The sequence below is a fragment of the Larkinella bovis genome (genome assembly GCF_042655385.1).
GTDB classification, from domain to species: Bacteria; Bacteroidota; Bacteroidia; order Cytophagales; family Spirosomataceae; genus Larkinella; species Larkinella bovis.
Genome location: NZ_JBHSMA010000005.1, coordinates 99596 through 118391, shown reverse-complemented (window position 1 = coordinate 118391; position 18796 = coordinate 99596). Strand labels below are relative to the sequence as shown.

The 18796-nt window shown below is 53.1% G+C and carries 15 protein-coding genes; 10 read left to right on the top strand and 5 right to left on the bottom strand.

Annotated elements, in window-relative coordinates; all coding sequences use genetic code 11:
- Window positions 1–2: 2 nt before the first annotated feature.
- Window positions 3–683: a hexitol phosphatase HxpB gene (gene hxpB, locus ACFPMF_RS17035; protein WP_379847442.1), complete on the bottom strand. Its 681-nt coding sequence runs from the start codon at window positions 681–683 to the stop codon at window positions 3–5.
- A gap of 85 nt (window positions 684–768) precedes the next feature.
- On the bottom strand, window positions 769–1056 hold the full coding sequence (locus ACFPMF_RS17030; protein WP_379847440.1) for a YciI family protein: 288 nt from the start codon (window positions 1054–1056) through the stop codon (window positions 769–771).
- 129 nt (window positions 1057–1185) lie between these two features.
- Here ACFPMF_RS17030 and ACFPMF_RS17025 point away from each other — a divergent pair, with 129 nt between their 5' ends.
- The 3 genes from ACFPMF_RS17025 to ACFPMF_RS17015 all read left to right on the top strand — a co-directional run bounded on the left by ACFPMF_RS17025 (window position 1186) and on the right by ACFPMF_RS17015 (window position 5430).
- Window positions 1186–3663: a S9 family peptidase gene (locus ACFPMF_RS17025; RefSeq protein WP_379847438.1), complete on the top strand. Its 2478-nt coding sequence runs from the start codon at window positions 1186–1188 to the stop codon at window positions 3661–3663.
- 104 nt (window positions 3664–3767) lie between these two features.
- Entirely contained in the window at window positions 3768–4976 is a 1209-nt protein-coding gene (locus ACFPMF_RS17020) for an alpha/beta hydrolase family protein (RefSeq protein WP_379847435.1), read from the top strand.
- A 124-nt stretch (window positions 4977–5100) separates the two neighbouring features.
- Window positions 5101–5430 (top strand): hypothetical protein, encoded by a 330-nt coding sequence (locus ACFPMF_RS17015; protein WP_379847433.1) that lies wholly within the window; start codon window positions 5101–5103, stop codon window positions 5428–5430.
- A gap of 92 nt (window positions 5431–5522) precedes the next feature.
- Here ACFPMF_RS17015 and ACFPMF_RS17010 read toward each other — a convergent pair whose 3' ends face one another.
- Both ACFPMF_RS17010 and ACFPMF_RS17005 read right to left on the bottom strand, forming a co-directional pair.
- Window positions 5523–6653 carry an endo-1,4-beta-xylanase gene (locus ACFPMF_RS17010; protein ID WP_379847430.1) on the bottom strand — a complete coding sequence of 377 codons (1131 nt, stop codon included), beginning with the start codon at window positions 6651–6653 and terminating at the stop codon, window positions 5523–5525.
- A 108-nt stretch (window positions 6654–6761) separates the two neighbouring features.
- Window positions 6762–7940 (bottom strand): aldose epimerase family protein, encoded by a 1179-nt coding sequence (locus ACFPMF_RS17005; RefSeq protein WP_379847427.1) that lies wholly within the window; start codon window positions 7938–7940, stop codon window positions 6762–6764.
- Between the two features lie 308 nt (window positions 7941–8248).
- Here ACFPMF_RS17005 and ACFPMF_RS17000 point away from each other — a divergent pair, with 308 nt between their 5' ends.
- Together ACFPMF_RS17000 and ACFPMF_RS16995 are read left to right on the top strand one after the other, a co-directional pair.
- On the top strand, window positions 8249–8497 hold the full coding sequence (locus ACFPMF_RS17000; RefSeq protein WP_379847425.1) for a MoaD/ThiS family protein: 249 nt from the start codon (window positions 8249–8251) through the stop codon (window positions 8495–8497).
- 95 nt (window positions 8498–8592) lie between these two features.
- On the top strand, window positions 8593–9003 hold the full coding sequence (locus ACFPMF_RS16995; RefSeq protein ID WP_379847423.1) for a molybdenum cofactor biosynthesis protein MoaE: 411 nt from the start codon (window positions 8593–8595) through the stop codon (window positions 9001–9003).
- Between the two features lie 31 nt (window positions 9004–9034).
- Here ACFPMF_RS16995 and ACFPMF_RS16990 read toward each other — a convergent pair whose 3' ends face one another.
- The gene (locus ACFPMF_RS16990) at window positions 9035–10204 is read right to left on the bottom strand and encodes an endonuclease/exonuclease/phosphatase family protein (protein WP_379847420.1); all 1170 of its coding nucleotides are present in this window, start codon (window positions 10202–10204) and stop codon (window positions 9035–9037) included.
- Window positions 10205–10446: 242 nt separating this feature from the next.
- Between ACFPMF_RS16990 and ACFPMF_RS16985 the strand changes: the two genes are divergently transcribed.
- The 5 genes from ACFPMF_RS16985 to ACFPMF_RS16965 all read left to right on the top strand — a co-directional run bounded on the left by ACFPMF_RS16985 (window position 10447) and on the right by ACFPMF_RS16965 (window position 18788).
- A complete protein-coding gene (locus ACFPMF_RS16985) occupies window positions 10447–10926 on the top strand; it encodes a ribosome maturation factor RimP (RefSeq protein WP_379847417.1) in 480 nt (159 codons plus the stop codon).
- Between the two features lie 100 nt (window positions 10927–11026).
- Window positions 11027–12271, top strand: coding sequence for a transcription termination factor NusA (gene nusA / locus ACFPMF_RS16980; protein WP_379847414.1), 1245 nt, complete (start codon window positions 11027–11029; stop codon window positions 12269–12271).
- 101 nt (window positions 12272–12372) lie between these two features.
- Entirely contained in the window at window positions 12373–15783 is a 3411-nt protein-coding gene (infB, locus tag ACFPMF_RS16975; protein WP_379847412.1) for a translation initiation factor IF-2, read from the top strand.
- Between the two features lie 70 nt (window positions 15784–15853).
- Window positions 15854–16558: a metallophosphoesterase gene (locus ACFPMF_RS16970; protein WP_379847409.1), complete on the top strand. Its 705-nt coding sequence runs from the start codon at window positions 15854–15856 to the stop codon at window positions 16556–16558.
- 148 nt (window positions 16559–16706) lie between these two features.
- Window positions 16707–18788: a BatA domain-containing protein gene (locus ACFPMF_RS16965; RefSeq protein ID WP_379847406.1), complete on the top strand. Its 2082-nt coding sequence runs from the start codon at window positions 16707–16709 to the stop codon at window positions 18786–18788.
- Window positions 18789–18796: the final 8 nt, after the last annotated feature.

Sequence of the window (18796 nt, the reverse complement as noted above, 5' to 3'; positions counted from 1 at the left end):
GTTCAGCGGATCGCAAACGATAACTGGTTTTGTAGCTCCGCCAACTGCTCCCGTTGAAACGCGGCCAGCGACGGTATTTTGAGCGTGGCAATGTCAAACTTCGGGTCGTTGAATTCGTAATCCGCCGGAACCGCTACCGCCAGCATTTCGGCCGCGTGGGCCGACTTTAATCCGTTGCCGGAGTCTTCAAAGGCGAGGCAGTGGCGCGGATCGACGCCCAATTTGCGGGCGGTTCCCAGATAAACATCCGGATGCGGTTTGTTGCGTTTTTCCAGCGTCGCCGAATGCCAGATGGAGAAATACGACCGAATGTCCAGCCGGTCGATGACCGCTTCGATCAGGTGCATGGGCGAGGCCGATGCGATAGCCATTGGAATGTTCTGTTGCCGGAATAACTCCAGAATAGCCGGAACGCCCGGCATCGGCCCCGCGTGCCGGCCAATCCGGTCGTAGGCTCCCTGAATGATTTCGGCGTCTACTTCTTCCAGGCTCCGGTTGTGCCACGGATGCCGTTCATACCAGTACCGCACCACGGCGTCGGTGGGCAAACCGGTCGTCCGTTTGCACATTTCATCGTCCATTTCCAGCCCCACCGTCCGAAACACTTCAATCTCTACTTCCCGCCAGTACGGTTCGGAATCGACCAGCAGGCCGTCCATATCAAATATTGCTGCCTGAATCATTCGTTTTTTTAGTATCCGGTTTACGGTTTACGGTGCTGACGCGCTCAATACGAATCCGCCGATGCCCGAAAACCGTAAGCCTTTTTCAAATCTCGGCCTGCCGGAACGGTTTGATGTCAATCCGTTCCCAGACCTTTCCCGTTACATATACTTCGTTCTGTAGCCAAGTGTTCAACTGCTCTTCCGAATCAAAATCCAGAAGCATCATCGAGCCAATCATTTTGCCGTCGGGATCGAGCAGGGCGCCACCGAGAATAAAATGGTTGGCGGCTTTCAGTTGGCGGGCACCGTCGAAATGGGCCGGGCGAACTGCCAGACGGCGGTCCATTGCCTGATCGTCGGTGTAATCATACGCGTGCAGAACATACTTCATAATGCCTCAAAAATACGACCGGGCTGTTGCAAAGCCGCGCAGCTGTACTTGTTTTTGACCAAATCTAATCCTTTTCCCATTTTCTCGCTAATTTCATAGCCTAAAAGCGTTAAAGTCCCACTTTCATCAATGAAACAATTAATTACCGGCCTGGGTTGCCTGCTGATCATCAATGTATCTGCCCAAACCCCTCCCCCCACCCAGCTCACGGTTGAAAAAATAATGCAGGACCCCAAAGTCTGGATCGGGACGGCGCCATCGGGTATTTTCTGGTCGGAGGATTCGAAAACGATCTACTTCAACTGGAATCCAACCAAAGCCAAAGGCGATTCGCTCTACAAAATCACCGTATCCGGTGATCAAAAACCCCTGAAAGTCGGCCCAACGGAACGATACACACTCCCCCCGGCAACGGGCGGCATCTATAACCGTACACACACGCTGAAACTGTACGAAAAAGAGGGCGACCTGTTTCTGCTCGATTGCAAACCGGGTAAAAATGGCGTATCGGCCCCGCGCCAGCTCACCAATACGGTGGAACGCGAAAGCAACCCGGTTTTCAGTGGCGACGAGCAGAAGGTGGTTTTCACCCGGTCGAATAACCTGTTCACCCTTCACCTGGGAACCGGCGAACTGACGCAGGTTACCAACCTCGACACGGGTACGAAAAAAGCACCTTCGAAACCCAGCGAGCAGGAAACCTGGCTGAAACGCGACCAGCTGGCGTTGTTCGAGGTGTTGCGGGAACGGAAAGCGAAGAAAGACGAAGGCGAAAAAATCAGCAAAACCGGTCAGCCGAAACGGCCGAAGCAGTTTTATACCGACGGCCGGACGGTTCAGAATCCGCATTTGAGTCCGGATGGGCGGTTTGTCACGTTTTCGCTGGTCAAGGCTGCGCAGGGGGCCAAAACCGCCATTGTGCCCAGCTACGTGACCGAATCCGGTTTTACCGAAGACCTCACCGCCCGAACGAAAGTGGGCGCCCCTTTCTCCAGTTCGGAGTTTTACGTCTATGATATTCAACGGGATACCATTCAGGCGGTTTCGACCAAATCGATTCCGGGCATCATGGATCTGCCCGATTACGCCCGGACGATCACGACGCCGGTACCGGTTCCCGACAGCAGCAACCGGCGCGGGCCATCGGTCGCCGAACCGGTTGCCGATTCGGCCCCCAAACCGAAAAAACCGACAGAGCGGAACGTAACCCTCAACGGCCCGATCTGGTCGGAAAACGGCCAGTACGCGGTGGTTATTATTCGCGCGTTCGACAACAAAGACCGCTGGATCATGCGTCTCGACCCGGTCACGCGCCAGTTGAAACTCCTGGATCGCCAGCGCGACGAAGCCTGGGTGAGCAGTTTGGGCGCTTCGGCGAATTCGTCCGGTTTTCTGGCGGACCAGCGGACGTTTTATTTCCTTTCCGAAGCCGACGGGTATTCCCACCTGTACACGGTCAATGTGGAAACCGGTGCTAAAACCCAGTTGACAAAGGGTAAATTTGAAGTGCAGCAGGTGCAATTATCGAACGATAAAAAATTCTTTTATCTGACCACCAACGAAGTTCATCCCGGCGAACAGCATTTTTACCGGATGGCCGTCACCGGCGGGGAGCGCATCAAACTCACGACGATGACCGGGGCCAACGACGTGACGCTTTCGCCCGACGAAACGAAACTGGCGATTCGGTATTCCTACAGCAACAAACCGTGGGAATTGTTTTTACTCAACCTCCGGGCGGCCCCGAATGACCAGGTAACAACGCATAAGAGGCGCGGAAAAACAGCCCCGCCCCCGGTTCAACTGACCCACTCATTAACCCCCGAATTTCAGGCGTATCCCTGGCGGGATCCGGCTCTGGTCACCATTCCGGCCCGCGACGGACAAACCATTTACGGGCGTCTTTATAAACCGGCCAACCCCAACGGCAAGGCGGTTTTGTTCGTCCACGGCGCGGGCTATCTGCAAAATGCCCACAAATGGTGGAGCCAGTATTTCCGGGAATATATGTTTCATAACCTGCTGGCCGACAAAGGCTATACGGTACTGGACATCGACTACCGGGCCAGCGCCGGCTACGGTCGGGACTGGCGGACGGGGATCTACCGGCACATGGGTGGCAAGGATTTAACCGACAACATCGATGCGGCCCAGTGGCTGGTCAAAACGCAGGGCATCGATGCAAAGCGGATCGGTTTGTACGGCGGTTCGTACGGCGGTTTTATCACGCTCATGGCCATGTTCACCACGCCCGATGTCTTCGCGGCTGGTGCGGCCCTGCGCCCCGTTACCGACTGGGCCGCTTACAACCACGGTTACACGGCCAATATCCTCAACGAACCGTATGCCGATACGCTGGCCTACCAGCGCAGTTCGCCGATTTACTTCGCCAACGGCCTGAAAGGGCACCTGCTGATCTGTCATGGTATGGTCGATGTGAATGTGCACTACCAGGATGTGGTGCGGCTGACGCAGCGGTTGATCGAACTGCGCAAAGAAAACTGGGAAGTTGCTTCGTATCCGGTTGAAGATCACGCCTTTGTTGAACCCACCAGTTGGATGGATGAATACAAACGCATCTTGAAATTATTTGAAGAACGGCTCTAGCCGACACGAACTAAGCCCCTGGCAACGTTGTTAAAAAAACAGGCGTTTTCTCTAAAAAACGCCTGTTTTTATCCGGTTTCCACGTTCTTTCCCGCAGCATTCGCATGACCATTACCCGCAAGGAGTTTTTGCTTTCGCTCCTGTTCTCCGTCACGGTTTTTCTATCCGGTTGCAAAACCGGCGGCACCGATCCGGACCCCGAGGAAGATGTTTATTTAGTTAGTAGTTCCGAAATTCAGTCGCTAACCAAAAACCAGCTGGCGGCTCAGATTGCGCAGCAGTTTCCGGCTCAGTTTCAGACGCTGGTGACGGCGTTCCTGCAATATGACGTCAAGGTGTATAAACTGGTCTACAACACCAAACTACCCGATGGCACGGCTACGAAAGCCTCCGGTGCTGTCCTTGTGCCGACGACACAAGGAAAAGCCGTGCCGATGATCAGCCAGCAGCACGGCACCATTTCGAGCGACGCGGACGCACCCTCTTATTTTGGTCCGAACAGCGATGCCGCGTTTGGGGGCGCGTTTTTTGCCTCAATCGGTTATATTCTGGTATGTCCGGATTACATCGGCTACGGCGAATCGAAAGCGATTCCGCACACCTACGAGCACCGCGAAGGGCTGGCTACGGCTTCGCTCGACATGATTCGGGCGGCCAGGGAATTCGTCAAAAAGAATTCGATCAAGTGGGATGAACGGCTGCTGCTGACCGGTTATTCGGAAGGCGGTTTTGCTACGATGGCTCTGCAAAAGAAAATCGAAGAAGAATTCCCTACCGAATTCAACCTGGTTGCGTCCAGCATGGGATCGGGCGCCTACCACAAATCGGCGTTCATGAAATACATCATCAACGAAAAAACGCACGGCATTGCGAGCTACAACCGGCTGTATTTGTGGACGCTGCTCACCTACAATGAGCTGTACAAGCTGAACAAACCGATGAATTACTACCTGAAAGAACCGTATGCCACGCAGGTTACCCAGAACGGCCGAAACGTTAATATCAACGTGAGTATCAGCGATATATTCACCGACAGTTTTAAGAAAGCCGTGAACGACGGCACGGAAACCGGTTTTCTGAACGCGGTGAAAGACAATGATGTCTACGACTGGAAGCCCAAAACGCCGACGTACCTGTTTGCTGGCACGGCTGACAACCTGGTATTTTATTTCAACACGCAGGATGCCTACGACGCCATGCAAAAACGGGGGGCCACAAACGTAACCCTGAATAAACTCGAAGGGAAAGACCACAGCACGGCCGTGCTGGAGTATCTGACGCGTACGTTTACGTTCTTCGCCAGCCTGCAATAACCGGCGGTTTAGCGATCCATTTCCGAAAAAGATCCCCACTGAAGAGGATCTTTTTCTTTTTTATCCAACATTTACCCGTTTTCACTGGTTGTAATACGGAGATCAAACTATACCAACCAAGGTCATGAAAAAATTGTGGATAGGTGCGCTCCTGGCTGTATTCAGTTTGACAGTCAAGGCGCAGACGGTGAAAGAGGAAGTGAAAGAAAGTGCCCATCATGCCGGTCAGGCCGTTAACAAAACCGCCGATAACGTTGCTGATGAAACCCGCGAAACCACGCAGGAAGCGAAACAAAAAGCCAGAAAAGCGGGCCGGAAAATAGATAAAGCCGCTGACAATGCCGGTGATGAAATCCGGGAAACCACGAAAGAAACGAAGCAGAAGGCCCGCGAAGCCAAACGTAAAACCGGCAAAAAAATAGAAAAAGCCGGTGAGAAGATGCAGGATAATTAAACCGAAGCAAGGAAAAAGGGAGGAGAGGATAAAGGAAGCCGTGTTGTAAGGCACGATGCCCCTTTTGTCCTTTCCTCCCTTCTGTTTTTCGTCTATTTGCCCGTCATTTTTTTGATGAAGGCGGTTTCGGCCGGAATATAGGGCTGGCCGTTTTCCCGGAAAATATCGTGGAACCAGACGGGCGGTTCGGCGGTATACTGTTTCTGCCACGAATCCCAGGGATAAATGGTGTTCGACTTACCGGACACAAATCCCCAGTTGATCATTCCCACTTTTTCGGCTTTGGCGATCGGCAACGACCCCTGGAACGTGCTGCCGGCCGGACGCGCCATGTATTCTGTACAGATCACCGGCCGACCGAATTTCTTCAGTTCGGCAACGCGTTTCTTGAATTCTTCGGGCGGGCCGTAGTTATGAAACGTAATCACATCGGAGTTCTGCACCAGAAACCGGTTCATGTCATCCATTTTTTCCAGCGACGACCAATCGCCTTTCCAGGGGCCCGCCGTAATCGGCTGCGTCGGTTTGGCTTCGCGCGCCCACCCAAAACCGGCTTTGACCAGTTCGACACCGAGCTGGGCCTTGTTCGGCAATTCGGTTTTTATCTTGCCGTTTTTGCCGTAGCTATTGGCATTTTCGTTATCGGGCTCGTTGACGATGTCCCAGGCCAGAATCCGTTTGTCATTGCGGTAGGTTCCCACAATATCCTTGACATAACTCCGCAGACTCTCCCACTTGGTTTTATCGCTCAGAATCGCAGCGCCGGGGCCCTGGACCCAACCCGAATTATGCCGTCCTAAAACCGGCGCGTGTTGTTTGCCCAGCTTCGGCTGCGGGTCCCAGCACGAGTCAAACAGCACCAGCATGGGCCGGATTTTGTGTTTGGCACAAAGGGCCAGAAACTGATCGATGCGTTTTTTGAATCCCTTCGCGTCCTGCCGCCACACCATGTCGTGCAGAAAAACCCGCATCGTATTCATGCCCAGGCTCTCGGCATAGCCCAATTCGGTGTCGATGCGTTTCGGATCGAAGCTCTCGGCCTGCCACATTTCCAACTGGTTGATGGCGCTGGCGGGTAGAAAATTACTGCCTACCAGCCAGGGTTGGGTTTTATACCAGTCGTTTGCCTTTTTGGGGGTCCACTGCTGGGCACTAGCCATGAAGGAGAATGCACCCAGCAAAACCGCCAACGCAATCATTCGTACGGATTGGGTTTTGTTCATAATCAAGTAGAAGAAAATAAATACAGAAATTTCGCAAAGGCGACTTAGGGGTTGTTACACAGAGTTTATCAGAGGCATCTGTGATAAGCCCTGTGTAACAACAAGTAATCATTTCACCGAAAACCGGTATTCCGTCGTCGTTTTGTAGGTTTCACCCGGTTTCAGCACCGTGGTCGGGAACTTCGGCTGGTTGGGCGAATCGGGGTAATGCTGGGTTTCCAGACAGAACGCGTTACGCTTTTCGTACGGTTTACCCGCTTTGCCGATGCGCTGGCCGTTCAGGAAGTTCCCGCCGTAAAACTGCACGCCGGGTTCAGTGGTGAGCACATCCATCGAAATACCGGTTTGGGGCGAAGTCACCGTTGCCACGACGCGCGGTTCAGCAGTTTGGCCGCCGTTCAGGACAAAATTATGGTCAAAACCACCCCCGTTCTTGATTTGCGGATGGTCGGCATCCTGCCGCTCACCGATGGCCACCGGGTTGCGCAGGTCAAACGGCGTCCCGTCCACCGGAGCCAGTTCGCCCGTCGGAATCAGCGTCGCATCGACCGGCGTGTACCGGTCGGCCTTGATCTGAATCAGGTGATCGGCCACCGAGCCCGAGCCTTCGCCGTTCAGGTTGAAATAGGCGTGGTTGGTCAGGTTGACAACGGTTGCCTTATCGGTAGTCGCCTGGTACTCAATCCGGATGCCGTTATCGTCGGTCAGGGTGTAGGTCACGTCAACGTTCAGCGTACCCGGATAATTTTCTTCACCATCCGGCGAAACATAGTGCAGTTTCAGCACATTATTCCCAACCGGAGTAGCGTCCCACATTTTGGCGTTAAAGCCCTTTTTGCCGCCATGCAGCGAGTTGGGGCCGTTGTTGGTCGCCAGTTTGTACGTTTTGCCCTCAAGGGTGAACTGTCCTTTGCCAATCCGGTTGCCGTAGCGCCCCACCAGCGTTCCGAAGAAGGACTCATTCGCCAGGTAGTCATCGATGCTGCCGTGGCCCAGGTTCACATCCACCAGTTTTCCGGTTTTGTCGGGCACCAGAATGCTGACAATTCGCCCGCCATAATTCGTAACGGCGACCGTCATTCCGTTGGCGTTGGTCAAAACATAAAGATCATTTTTCTTACCGTCGACGTCTTTCTGAAAACGCGACCGTTCGGGCAGTCCGCTGGCTGAATCCGCGGCTGCTGTTGCTGTACTATCCGACATGGTTGAGGAATCTGCTTTGTTGTTGGTGTTATTGCAGCCGACCAGCAGGCCCAGCAGGACGGCGGAGAGAATGATTTTTTTCATAATGAAGAATGAGAAGGTACCAGGTTTATCAAACCGACTTCCAACCGGAAAATCCGGTACCCAAGCCGGGCGTCAAATATCAAACTTATTTTGCAAAAACTACAATTCTAGATGATTAGATGCTGGATAGTCTGGATACTGGATGCTGGATGTTGGATAGTTTGGATACTGGATGGCTGGAACAGGATAGCCAGATCTACAGCTTCCATTATCTACTATTCAATATCCACATCCTGTATCCAGCATCCAGACTATCCAGCATCCAGACTATCCAGACTATTTTAATCATTAAATCCGTATCTTTGAGCATGAGCAACCGAGTTTCCGTTCAGCTTTTTGGCATTACCCGCGAGATTGTCGGCGCATCGGCCCTTACGCTTGATTTGCCGCCGTCTGGCCAGGTGAATGAACTATTGACCCAGCTGAAAACGCAATATCCCGCTCTGAACGGGTTGCGTTCGCTGCTGGTTGCGGTCAACGGCGAATACGCCGAAGCCAGCCAGCCCCTGCATCCCAACGACGAAATTGCCCTCATTCCGCCCGTCAGCGGAGGCTAAGATCAGTTAAAAATTAAAAGTGAATAATATAAGACCCATTGAATGGCTCGGGGATCTTTACTTTTAATTTTTAACTCTTAATTTTTAACTTCTCTATGGTTTCGATTACGACAGATCCCATTGATATGAATGCGGCTTACCGGCACGTTTCGACGGAGGCCGCCGGAGCGATTACGTTTTTCTTCGGAACGGTACGCGACAACACGCAAAACCGCCCCGTGGAGCGCCTGGAATACGAAGCTTACGACCGGATGGCGTTAGCCAAAATGCAGGAAATTGCCGACCAGGCCTGCCAGCGGTGGGATGTTCGAAAGTATGCTCTCATTCACCGTAAAGGCAATCTGTCCCTTGGCGATATTGCGGTTTTGATTGCCGTAGCCACCCCCCACCGCGCCGACGCCTTCGACGCCTGTCGCTACATTATTGACACCCTCAAACAACAGGTTCCGATCTGGAAGAAAGAGATTTTCGAGGACGGCCAGGTCTGGGTCGATGCGCATCCGTAGGTAGTAATGAACCGCTGCCGGGGCTAGTGATTTAGAAATCAAATTCAATGTGCGTTCGGGGCCTCCGGTCTTTGCTGATTTCGCGCGGTTTGATGGCGTACTGCGCCATGATCGGGTAATGGTCGGAGAACTTGACGTCCTGGTACGTCACAAAATTGAGGGGTTGCAGAAACCGGGCGTTGTAAAACTGGTTGTCGATGCGGAGAAAACCGGGTTCTTTGTTGTAACTGAACCCAAAACCGCGTCCGGCATCTTCGAACGCATTCCGCAGCACCCGGCGTAGTTTTCCGTACGTATAACTGTAGGGGGTGTCGTTAAAATCCCCGCAAATAATGATCGGATACGGACTGTTGCGGTAAAATTCTTCCACGCGGGCAATCTGATTCCGGCGCAGCGTGAAACCCTGTCGAAGTTGCCGCAAAATGCCCTGGGTTTGTTCTTTCACTTGCTTGCTTTCTTGCTCTTTCAGCATACCGCCCACCCGGATGCCCATCGACTGCAGGTGTACGCTGACCACCCGCAACGTATCCGTACCGACTTTGACGTCCGCCCAAACCAGCCCGTTAAAATTGTCGAAAACTTCGTCTCCGCGTTTCACAATCGGATACCGCGAAAACAAGGCTACCCCGAAGAAGGTGCCCGGTCCATCCCGCTCCGGCGAACGCAGAACGGCGTAATACGGATAGCCGGCCCGTTCGAGCCGGCGGATGGTTCTAAACACCACGGACCGGTTTTCGTTGTAAAATTCCTGGAAACACTTCACGTCCGATGGCTCGTTCAGCACCCATTCAATCATGTGATTGGCATCGTCGGGGCGCTGGGTATCCACGAGATCGTATTTATTAAACCCCATCACGTTATAACTCATCACCTGCAGCGTCGGACGTTTTTCGCTATTTAGTTCCGGACGGCTATACGTAAAGGTGCGACGCCAGAACGGAATGCCGATCAGCATCGTTACAACCGGCATGAGCGCCCGCCAGGGTTTCACCAGCAGCCAGAAAACAATATAAATCAGGTTGAATCCCCACGCCACCGGCAACGAAATCATCAGGACACTGGCCATCCAGTGACCGGTCGGGGCTTCGTAAAGCAGGTAATAAACCAGAAGCGTATACAGAAACAACAGTAAGTTTAGCGACCAGAACAGCGACAAAAAAAACGATGATACCAGTACGCCAAGCCTAAACGAAAATTTCATACGAACGGATCAGATGGGTCCGGATCTCGCAGACCGCCTTTTCTTGAGTAACGACAGATGTAGGGCGCAGGAATACAAAGGTACGAACGTTTGTTCGGAAAACGGACCGTTCAATCAGTCGTAAAATATTGTTACGGGCCGTTTATTATTTGGTTGAATAATTAATAAAATGCTTATCTTTGCTGCACTTATCAGCATTTATGCATGGCAAGGGAGTTTTCAACTCCCTTTTTTGTTAATTTATGGATGTAAAGGCAAAAGTCAACGAGCTGTTACAGCCGTATCTGAACGAAGGTCAGTATTTTGTCGTTGATATTCAGGTATCCCCTTCCCGTACGCGTGCTAAAATAACCGTCTTGCTGGACAGCGATACCGGAATTACCATTGACGAGTGTGCGGTGATCAGCCGCAAGCTGGGCAACCAGCTGGAGGAACTGGAAGTATTTGATGGGCAAGCATTTACGTTAGAAGTATCTTCACCAGGCATTGACGAACCGCTGGTTTTGAAACGGCAGTATTTCAAGAACGTAGGCCGGCAGATTGAAGTCTTACTGAACGATGGTCAGATCCGCAAAGGCAAGCTGGAAAGTGTGGGTGACGAGCAGATTGTGATCACGGAAATACCGATCAAAAAACCGAAAAAGAACGATCCGCCCCTTGACCCAACGGCCATCCCGTTTACGGATATAAAAAAAAGCACAATACAGGTTTCATTCAAATAAAGTACCGGTTTCACCTTTGCGTTTTCAGTTCGTAGTTTCTGTTGAGCCTGACTGGAAACCGCTCGCTGAAACGGTAAACTGACAAACCGAAAACAGAAATATGGATAGCGGAGTACTCATTGAGTCGTTTGCAGACTTTGCACGGTCGAAAAACATCGACCGACCGACCATGATCAAAATTCTGGAAGACGTCTTCCGGACGATGATTCGCAAGAAATACGGCACCGACGAAAACTTTGATGTGATCATCAACGCCGAAAGCGGTGACCTTGAAATGTGGCGCACTCGTGAGATTGTGGACGACAACTCGGAGGATATCTGGGATTACGATAAAATTCCGTTGGCCGAAGCCCGTAAAATTCAGGCTGACTTCGAAGTGGGCGAGGAAGTGGCCGAAGAAGTGAAGCTTGAGGATTTTGGCCGCCGGGTCGTGCAAACCGCCCGTCAGACGCTCATTCAGAAAGTGAAGGATCTGGAAAAAGAGATCCTGTACGATAAATATAAAAACCAGGTAGGCGATCTGATTAATGCAGAAGTTTACCAATTACTCAAAAATGAAGTAATTTTGCTCGACAATGAAGGCAACGAGATCAGCCTTCCGAAAGGCGAGCAGATTCCGAAAGACCGGTACCGGAAAGGCGAAACCACGAAAGCCGTCGTTCACCGCGTCGAAATGATCAACGGTACGCCCAAAATCGTACTGTCGCGCACATCGCCGGTTTTTCTGGAGCGGTTGTTCGAGAACGAAATTCCGGAGATTTACGACGGCCTGATTTCCATCCGCCGGATTGTCCGCGAACCGGGCGAACGCGCCAAAGTTGCCGTAGAATCCTACGACGACCGGATCGACCCCGTGGGGGCCTGCGTCGGGATGAAAGGCTCCCGGATTCACAGCATCGTTCGGGAGTTGGGGAATGAAAACATCGACGTTATCAACTATACCGATAACTTCGAACTGCTGATCAGTCGGGCACTGAGTCCGGCGAAAATCAGCTCCATGCAGGTCGACCGCGACGCTAAACGCGTATCGGTTTTCCTGAAACCGGACCAGGTTTCACTGGCCATCGGAAAGGGCGGTCAGAATATCAAACTGGCCGGTCGTCTGGTGGGCATGGAAATCGATGTGTTCCGCGATGTCGAAGGCCAGGAAGACGATGAAGACGTTGATTTGTCAGAATTCAGTGACGAAATCGACACCTGGATGATCGACGAACTGCGCCGGGTCGGTCTGGACACCGCCAAGAGCGTGCTGGCTCGTACCAAAGATGAGCTGGTCCGGATGACCGATCTGGAAGAAGATACCATTGAAGAAATCCTGGCGATTTTACGGCAGGAATTTGAATAAATGAAGACGATAAATGGAGAATGGTGAATTAAGTCGCTCTATTCATCGTTCTCCATATATAGGCTGTCATTAAAAAGCTTTTTTCATTCTAAACCATTTGTATGGCAGAAGATAAATCCATGCGCCTTAGCCAAGTGGCAAAAATACTCGGAGTAGGTTCGTCTACTGTGGTGAGTCGTCTTTCTGCCAAAGGGATTAAGGTTGATAGTAACCCTAATGGCAAGATTTCCAATGAACAAGTGGAAATCTTGGCAAAAGAATTCGGAAACACAGAATTATTGAATGGTGGAGTGGCCCGCAGACCCGCTCCCGAACCGGTCATGCCCGAACCCAAACGTCGGGATGACGATGATTTGCCGCAATATTTCCGCAATGAACCTGTCCGGCCCTCGCAACCGGCACCTCCGCAACCCGTTGCTCAACCCCAACCGGTTGCCCCAAAGCCTGCGCCGACCCCGGACGTACCGGTAGCGCCGAAACCGGAGCCCGTTGTCCAGCCGCAACCGCAACCCGTTGTCGCCGAAAAAGTAGCTCCAGTCGCCCCGACGCCCGAACCGGCTCCGGCACCGGTCGCTCAGCCACAGCCCGCGCCGGTCGAAGTACGGCAGCAAACCGCGCCCGTCGAACCGCGTGAACCAGTGGCTCCGGCACCCAAACCGGAAGCTGCGGCTCCGCTTGTAGAAAATAAACCGCAACCGGCTCCGGTGGTGTCCCCACCGGCTGAGCCCGAGCGACCCGTTGAACCACCCAAGGCCGAACCACGTCCGCAGGTGGCACCACCGGAAAATAAAGAACCCGTAAACGCAGACATTGCCAGCCCGCGTTTGCCGGGATTGACGGTTTTGGGTAAAATCGATCTGGAACGCAAGCCTACTCCGCAGCCTTCGCAACGGTCGAATGATCACCGCGATAATCGGGGAAATCAGCAAAACCGGGATCGGAATGAAGGCCAACGGGGCAACGCCCCCCGACCGGATGGCTCCCGGCCCGACAACCGTCCGGGGCAGCCTTTCAACCGGAACGAAGGTTCGCGTGACCGTGATCGGCGGCCCGACCGTCCGGGCGATCAGCCTAATCGATTTGACCGCCCGGCAGGGCAGCAGGGGCCGGGAAACCGCCCGGAGCAGAACCGGAATCGTCCACAGGATGCCCGGGGTCCGCAAGCTCCGCATCCTATCGAGCCGCGTCCGACGCCGACACCACCCCCACCACCGGTTCAGGAGGAAGCGATTGAACCCGATGAGCCGATCGAAACCATCCGGGCACGCGGTGAGCAATTGCGTGGTCTGACGGTTTTAGGAACCATCGAACTGCCGTCTGACCGCAACAAACGCCAGAATGGTCCGGTGGCTTCCACCGATGACCGGGATAAAAAACGGAAGCGGAAACGCCTTCGTCGGGACCCCGTGGGGGGAACCACAGCCTCAGGGGCTGCGCCCGCCCAACCGGGTCAGCCCGCCCGGACCCGGGATGGCAACACGGCCAATCCGGCAAACCGGAACCAGCAGGGACAAGGGAATAAACCGGCCGGAACAACAGGGACGGCAGGTGCTCAGAATAAAGCAAAAGCCGGAGGACGGAATACCCGCGATCGTCGCGAAGAACCCACCGAACGCGAAGTAAAAGATTCGATCAAGGCCACGCAGGCCCGGATGACGGGTAACAAACCCAACCGGGGTGCCGACCGGCGACGGGATCGTCGTCAGGAACGGGCCGAACGCGAGCGCGAACGGCTTGATCTGGAAAACGAGGAAGCAAAAACACTGAAAGTGACCGAGTTTGTCTCGGCTAACGATCTGGCTTCGCTGATGGATGTTTCGGTCAACGAAGTTATTGCAACCTGTATGAGTCTGGGGATGTTTGTCTCCATCAACCAACGACTGGATGCCGAAGCCATTACGGTTATTGCCGATGAATTTGGTTACGAAGTCCAGTTTGTCTCAGCCGAGGAAGAAATCGAATCGGGTCTGGTCGAAGAACCGGATGCGGAAGAAGATCTGATTACCCGCGCCCCGATTGTTACCATCATGGGTCACGTCGATCACGGTAAAACCTCCCTGCTCGACTACATTCGCCGAACCCGCGTTGCGGCCGGTGAAGCCGGGGGAATTACGCAGCACATTGGTGCTTACAGCGTAAAAACCACCGATGACCGGATGATTACGTTCCTGGATACACCGGGTCACGAAGCCTTTACGGCCATGCGGGCACGGGGTGCGAAAGTAACCGACGTGGTTATTATCGTGATTGCGGCCGACGATAGCGTCATGCCGCAAACCCGCGAAGCCATCAATCACGCGCAGGTTGCCGGTAGTCCGATTGTCTTTGCCTTCAGCAAGATTGATAAACCAGGTGCGAATACGGAAAAAATCCGGGAAGAACTGTCGCAGATGAACATGCTTGTTGAAGAATGGGGTGGAAAATACCAGACGCAGGAAATCTCATCGAAATCTGGTCAGGGTATTCCAGAACTGCTCGAAAAAGTATTGCTCGAAGCCGAATTGCTCGAACTGAAAGCGAACCCGAACAAACGGGCCAGTGGTACGGTGATTGAAGCCGAGCTTGATAAAGGCCGGGGGTATGTTACCACCATGCTGGTACAAACCGGTACGCTCCATCAGGGCGATATCGTGCTGGTAGGGGCTCACTTTGGCCGCATTCGGGCCATGACCAGTGACACAGGCCAGCGCCTGAAAGAAGCAGGGCCGTCAACACCGGTTCAGATTCTGGGTCTGCCCGGTGCTCCGCAATCGGGGGATAAGTTCAATGTCATGGAAACGGAGCGTGAAGCCCGCGAGATTGCCAACAAACGTGAGCAATTGCTGCGTGAGCAGAACCTGCGGACCCGCAAACACATTACGCTGGAAGAAATTGGTCGCCGGAAGGCTATCGGTAACTTCAAGGAACTGAACGTCATCGTGAAAGGGGACGTAGACGGTTCGGTGGAAGCCCTTTCCGACTCGTTGCTGCAACTGTCGACGGAAGAAGTACAGGTCAACATTATCCACAAAGCCGTGGGTCAGATTTCCGAATCGGATATTCTGCTGGCGTCGGCGTCGGATGCGATCATTGTCGGCTTCCAGGTACGGCCTTCAGCCAGCGCCCGCCGTCTGGCCGAGCAGGAGCAAATCGAAATCCGGTTGTACTCCATCATCTACGACGCCATCAACGAAGTACGCGATGCCATGGAAGGGCTGCTGGCTCCGACCACCGAAGAGGTTATCGTGGGGAACATCGACGTTCGCGAAGTATTCAAAATCAGCCGCATAGGAACGGTGGCAGGTTGTATGGTAACGGAAGGGATTATCCGCCGGAACAACAAGGTCCGCGTCGTTCGCGACTTCATCGTGGTGCATACCGGCGAGATCAGCGCCCTGAAACGCTTCAAGGACGATGTCAACGAGGTACGCAATGGCTACGAATGCGGTTTGAGTATCAAAAACTTCAACGATATTCAGGTGGGCGATACCATCGAAAGCTTCGAACTGAAAGAAGTGAAGCGGACGCTCTAAGTCACCCATCATTTGCCAAAAAAGCCTTTATCGCGGTTGCGGTAAAGGCTTTTTCAATATATTGTAACGTATGAAAATTGTTACCATTCCGGACCTCCACGGACGCGATAGTTGGCTTCAGGTAAATATCGATCGGTTCGACAAGGTGATTTTCTTGGGGGATTATACCGATAGTTACGATCTCAGCGATGAGGTTATCTTGGAGAACCTGCAACAAATCATTCGTTTCAAACAGCAGTATTTGGATAAAGTGGTGTTGCTGATCGGCAACCACGACGCGCAGTATCTGCATTTTCCGCACCACCGCTGCTCCGGTTTCCGCCCCAGTATGCAACCGGTTTTGACGGAATTATTCACCCAAAACCAGTCTTTGTTTCAGATTGCTCACCAGGAAAATTCCCATCTGTTCACGCACGCGGGTGTGTCGAACCGCTGGCTGGCCCACTTGCCAAAAGCCGATCTCCGATCGAAACTGGAACTAAATTTGCAGGAACTGGATCAGTTGGCGGCCCTGATGAACCGAATGCACGAAGACCGGAAGATGCGGACGACCCTCTTCGACGTGAGCTACCTGCGGGGCGGTTTTGACGAAGCGGGCGGACCGGTCTGGGCCGATAAACGGGAAACCTCGACCGATTACGTTCCCGGTTTGCACCAGGTGGTTGGGCATACGCCCGTGCCGGATTTTCAGACCATCGGTAACGAAACCGGTTCCATTACCTATACCGACGTGTTGCAGACCCGGGAAGCGTTTTTTACCCTGTTTACGAATTGACCTTACAATAGTGTTCTGCTGATTTATCCGCGTAAATCAGGGCGGGCCGTGTTTCCGTATACTATTCTTGCTAAATTCGTTCAATCCGAACAACATTGTTTTGTTTAGCCGTTATAAGAGAAAATAATCGTTCCAGCAAACCGTCTGAATGAGTTTCCTATATCCTTCTTTCCTGCTAGGGCTACTGGCGGTTTCGGTCCCCGTTGCCATCCATTTATTTAATTTTCGCCGGACGCGCCGGGTCTTTTTTACCAACGTCGCCCTGCTGAAAACCGTGCAGACCGAAACGAAGTCTTTTCGACGGCTCAAGCATTATCTGATCTTACTGTTTCGGTCACTCTTTGTCATCTGCCTGGTGCTGGCGTTCGCTCAACCGTTCATTCCCAGCAAAAGCCGACTGGGCTTGTCACGATCCGGCCTGACGAGCCTGTATCTCGACAATTCGTACAGCATGCAGAATGAACTGAACGAGAAACGGTATCTGGACATTGCGACGAGCAAGCTCGATCAATTGCTGGGGCTGTTCCGGAACGCAACCTCCCTGCAATTGGTCACCAATGACTTCAGCAGCCAGGAACAAACCGTAGGAACCGCCGACGCCCTCCGCGACCGGGTTACCACGATCCGGTTTGCGCATACTTCCCGGACGCTTTCCGACGTCTATCGCCGGCAACTCAACCTGCTGGCTACGAACAACCCAAGTGGCCCGAACCAGCTGTTCTGGTTTTCGGATTTTCAGAAAAGCACCGTTGGCGACCTCTCCCGACTGAAAATCGACACAACCAACCGGCTTTTCCTGGTACCGCTCGAGACGCAGCCGACCAAGAACGTTTTTGTGGATTCCGTCTGGTTAAGCACGCCCTTCATTCGGGAATTGCAGAATAATACGCTTAACGTCCGGGTCCGCAACAGTGGCGACGAGTCGGTTCGGAACCTGCCCATCAAACTGTTTATCGATCAGACGCAGGTTTCAACGGCATCCGTGACATTGCCCGGAAAAGGAACCGCCACTGCCACGCTGAACTTCAACGTAACCCAGAAAGGCTTTCGGCGTGGTCGCATCGCCTTTGAAGATTACCCCATTACGTTCGATAACGAATATTATTTCGTGATTCAGGCATCACCTTCCATCCGGGTTCTGCATCTGTACGACCAGAAAACGGAGGCCAACTACATCGAAAACGTGTTTGGCAACGACAGTCTGTTTGTTCGGCGGAGCTTCAATGCACAAAACGTGGATGTTGGTCAGCTGAAAGCGGCCGATCTGGTGGTTCTGGAAGGGCTCCAGCAAGTTGGCGGCACCCTCCGCAGCGAACTCGACCGGTTTGTCCGGCAGGGCGGCAGTCTGGTCATTATTCCCCCCAACACCCCGGACGCGGCAGTCTGGTCGTCGTTTCTGGGCGGTTTGGGCGTGGGCGGTTTACAGACGCAGGCCCCTCCGCTCCCCCCCTCGCAACCCCTGGCGCCACCCGTTCGGCAAAATCCGTTTTTCCGGGATATTTTTGAACAATCCAACCAGCAGGGCATCGAAAATGTCCCGAATGCCGTGCCCGTCTGGCAATGGCGGGTGGTCGGTGAACGGCTGCTGACGCTGCGCAATGGAACTCCCTTTCTGACCCAGTCCCGCATGAGCGGGTCGAATGGGCAGCAGGGCCAGGTCTATATTTTTGCCAGTCCGTTGAACACGGAATTCGGAAATCTTGCCCAGCACGCTCTTTTTGTACCGATCATGTACAAAATCGCAGCCCTGAGCGTCCGGCCCGAGCGAACAGCGTATTCGTTCGACGATAACACCATCGAAGTGCTGGTCAATAATCCATCGCCCAATGCGGTTTACAAGCTGAAACGCGATAAATTGGAAATCATTCCGGTACAACGCATCAACGGGAACCAGTTGTTGCTCGAACTCCCGAAAAGCAACCAGTTGAACGACGGGCAACAGCTGGCGTCGGGCTACTACGAATTGCAGTTGAACGACAAAACTGAAAAGTTACTGGCGTTTAACCACGGCAACCGGGAGTCGCAAATGGAGTTTTACAAACCCGACGAACTCCGCCGGATTTTTGCCAGCCAGCCCAACGTACAGATTTTCGACAGCATTCAGGACGACGATTTTGTGGAAGAACTGCGGCAACAAAACCTCGGCACCAACCTCTGGAAATACTTTGTCATTGCCGCTCTGGTTTTCCTGCTCGCGGAAATCGCCGTCATCCGGTTTATGAAAGGATAACCGACGTT

Coding starts and splice junctions, on each gene's coding strand:
- ACFPMF_RS17015 (WP_379847433.1), top strand. CDS start 5,101: ATGAAAAAATTGTGGATAGGTGCGCTCCTGGCTGTATTCAGTTTGACA.
- ACFPMF_RS16970 (WP_379847409.1), top strand. CDS start 15,854: ATGAAAATTGTTACCATTCCGGACCTCCACGGACGCGATAGTTGGCTT.
- hxpB (WP_379847442.1), bottom strand. CDS start 683: ATGATTCAGGCAGCAATATTTGATATGGACGGCCTGCTGGTCGATTCC.
- ACFPMF_RS17005 (WP_379847427.1), bottom strand. CDS start 7,940: ATGAAAAAAATCATTCTCTCCGCCGTCCTGCTGGGCCTGCTGGTCGGC.
- ACFPMF_RS16965 (WP_379847406.1), top strand. CDS start 16,707: ATGAGTTTCCTATATCCTTCTTTCCTGCTAGGGCTACTGGCGGTTTCG.
- ACFPMF_RS16990 (WP_379847420.1), bottom strand. CDS start 10,204: ATGAAATTTTCGTTTAGGCTTGGCGTACTGGTATCATCGTTTTTTTTG.
- ACFPMF_RS17030 (WP_379847440.1), bottom strand. CDS start 1,056: ATGAAGTATGTTCTGCACGCGTATGATTACACCGACGATCAGGCAATG.
- ACFPMF_RS17000 (WP_379847425.1), top strand. CDS start 8,249: ATGAGCAACCGAGTTTCCGTTCAGCTTTTTGGCATTACCCGCGAGATT.
- ACFPMF_RS17020 (WP_379847435.1), top strand. CDS start 3,768: ATGACCATTACCCGCAAGGAGTTTTTGCTTTCGCTCCTGTTCTCCGTC.
- ACFPMF_RS16995 (WP_379847423.1), top strand. CDS start 8,593: ATGGTTTCGATTACGACAGATCCCATTGATATGAATGCGGCTTACCGG.
- ACFPMF_RS17025 (WP_379847438.1), top strand. CDS start 1,186: ATGAAACAATTAATTACCGGCCTGGGTTGCCTGCTGATCATCAATGTA.
- infB (WP_379847412.1), top strand. CDS start 12,373: ATGGCAGAAGATAAATCCATGCGCCTTAGCCAAGTGGCAAAAATACTC.
- ACFPMF_RS17010 (WP_379847430.1), bottom strand. CDS start 6,653: ATGAACAAAACCCAATCCGTACGAATGATTGCGTTGGCGGTTTTGCTG.
- ACFPMF_RS16985 (WP_379847417.1), top strand. CDS start 10,447: ATGGATGTAAAGGCAAAAGTCAACGAGCTGTTACAGCCGTATCTGAAC.
- nusA (WP_379847414.1), top strand. CDS start 11,027: ATGGATAGCGGAGTACTCATTGAGTCGTTTGCAGACTTTGCACGGTCG.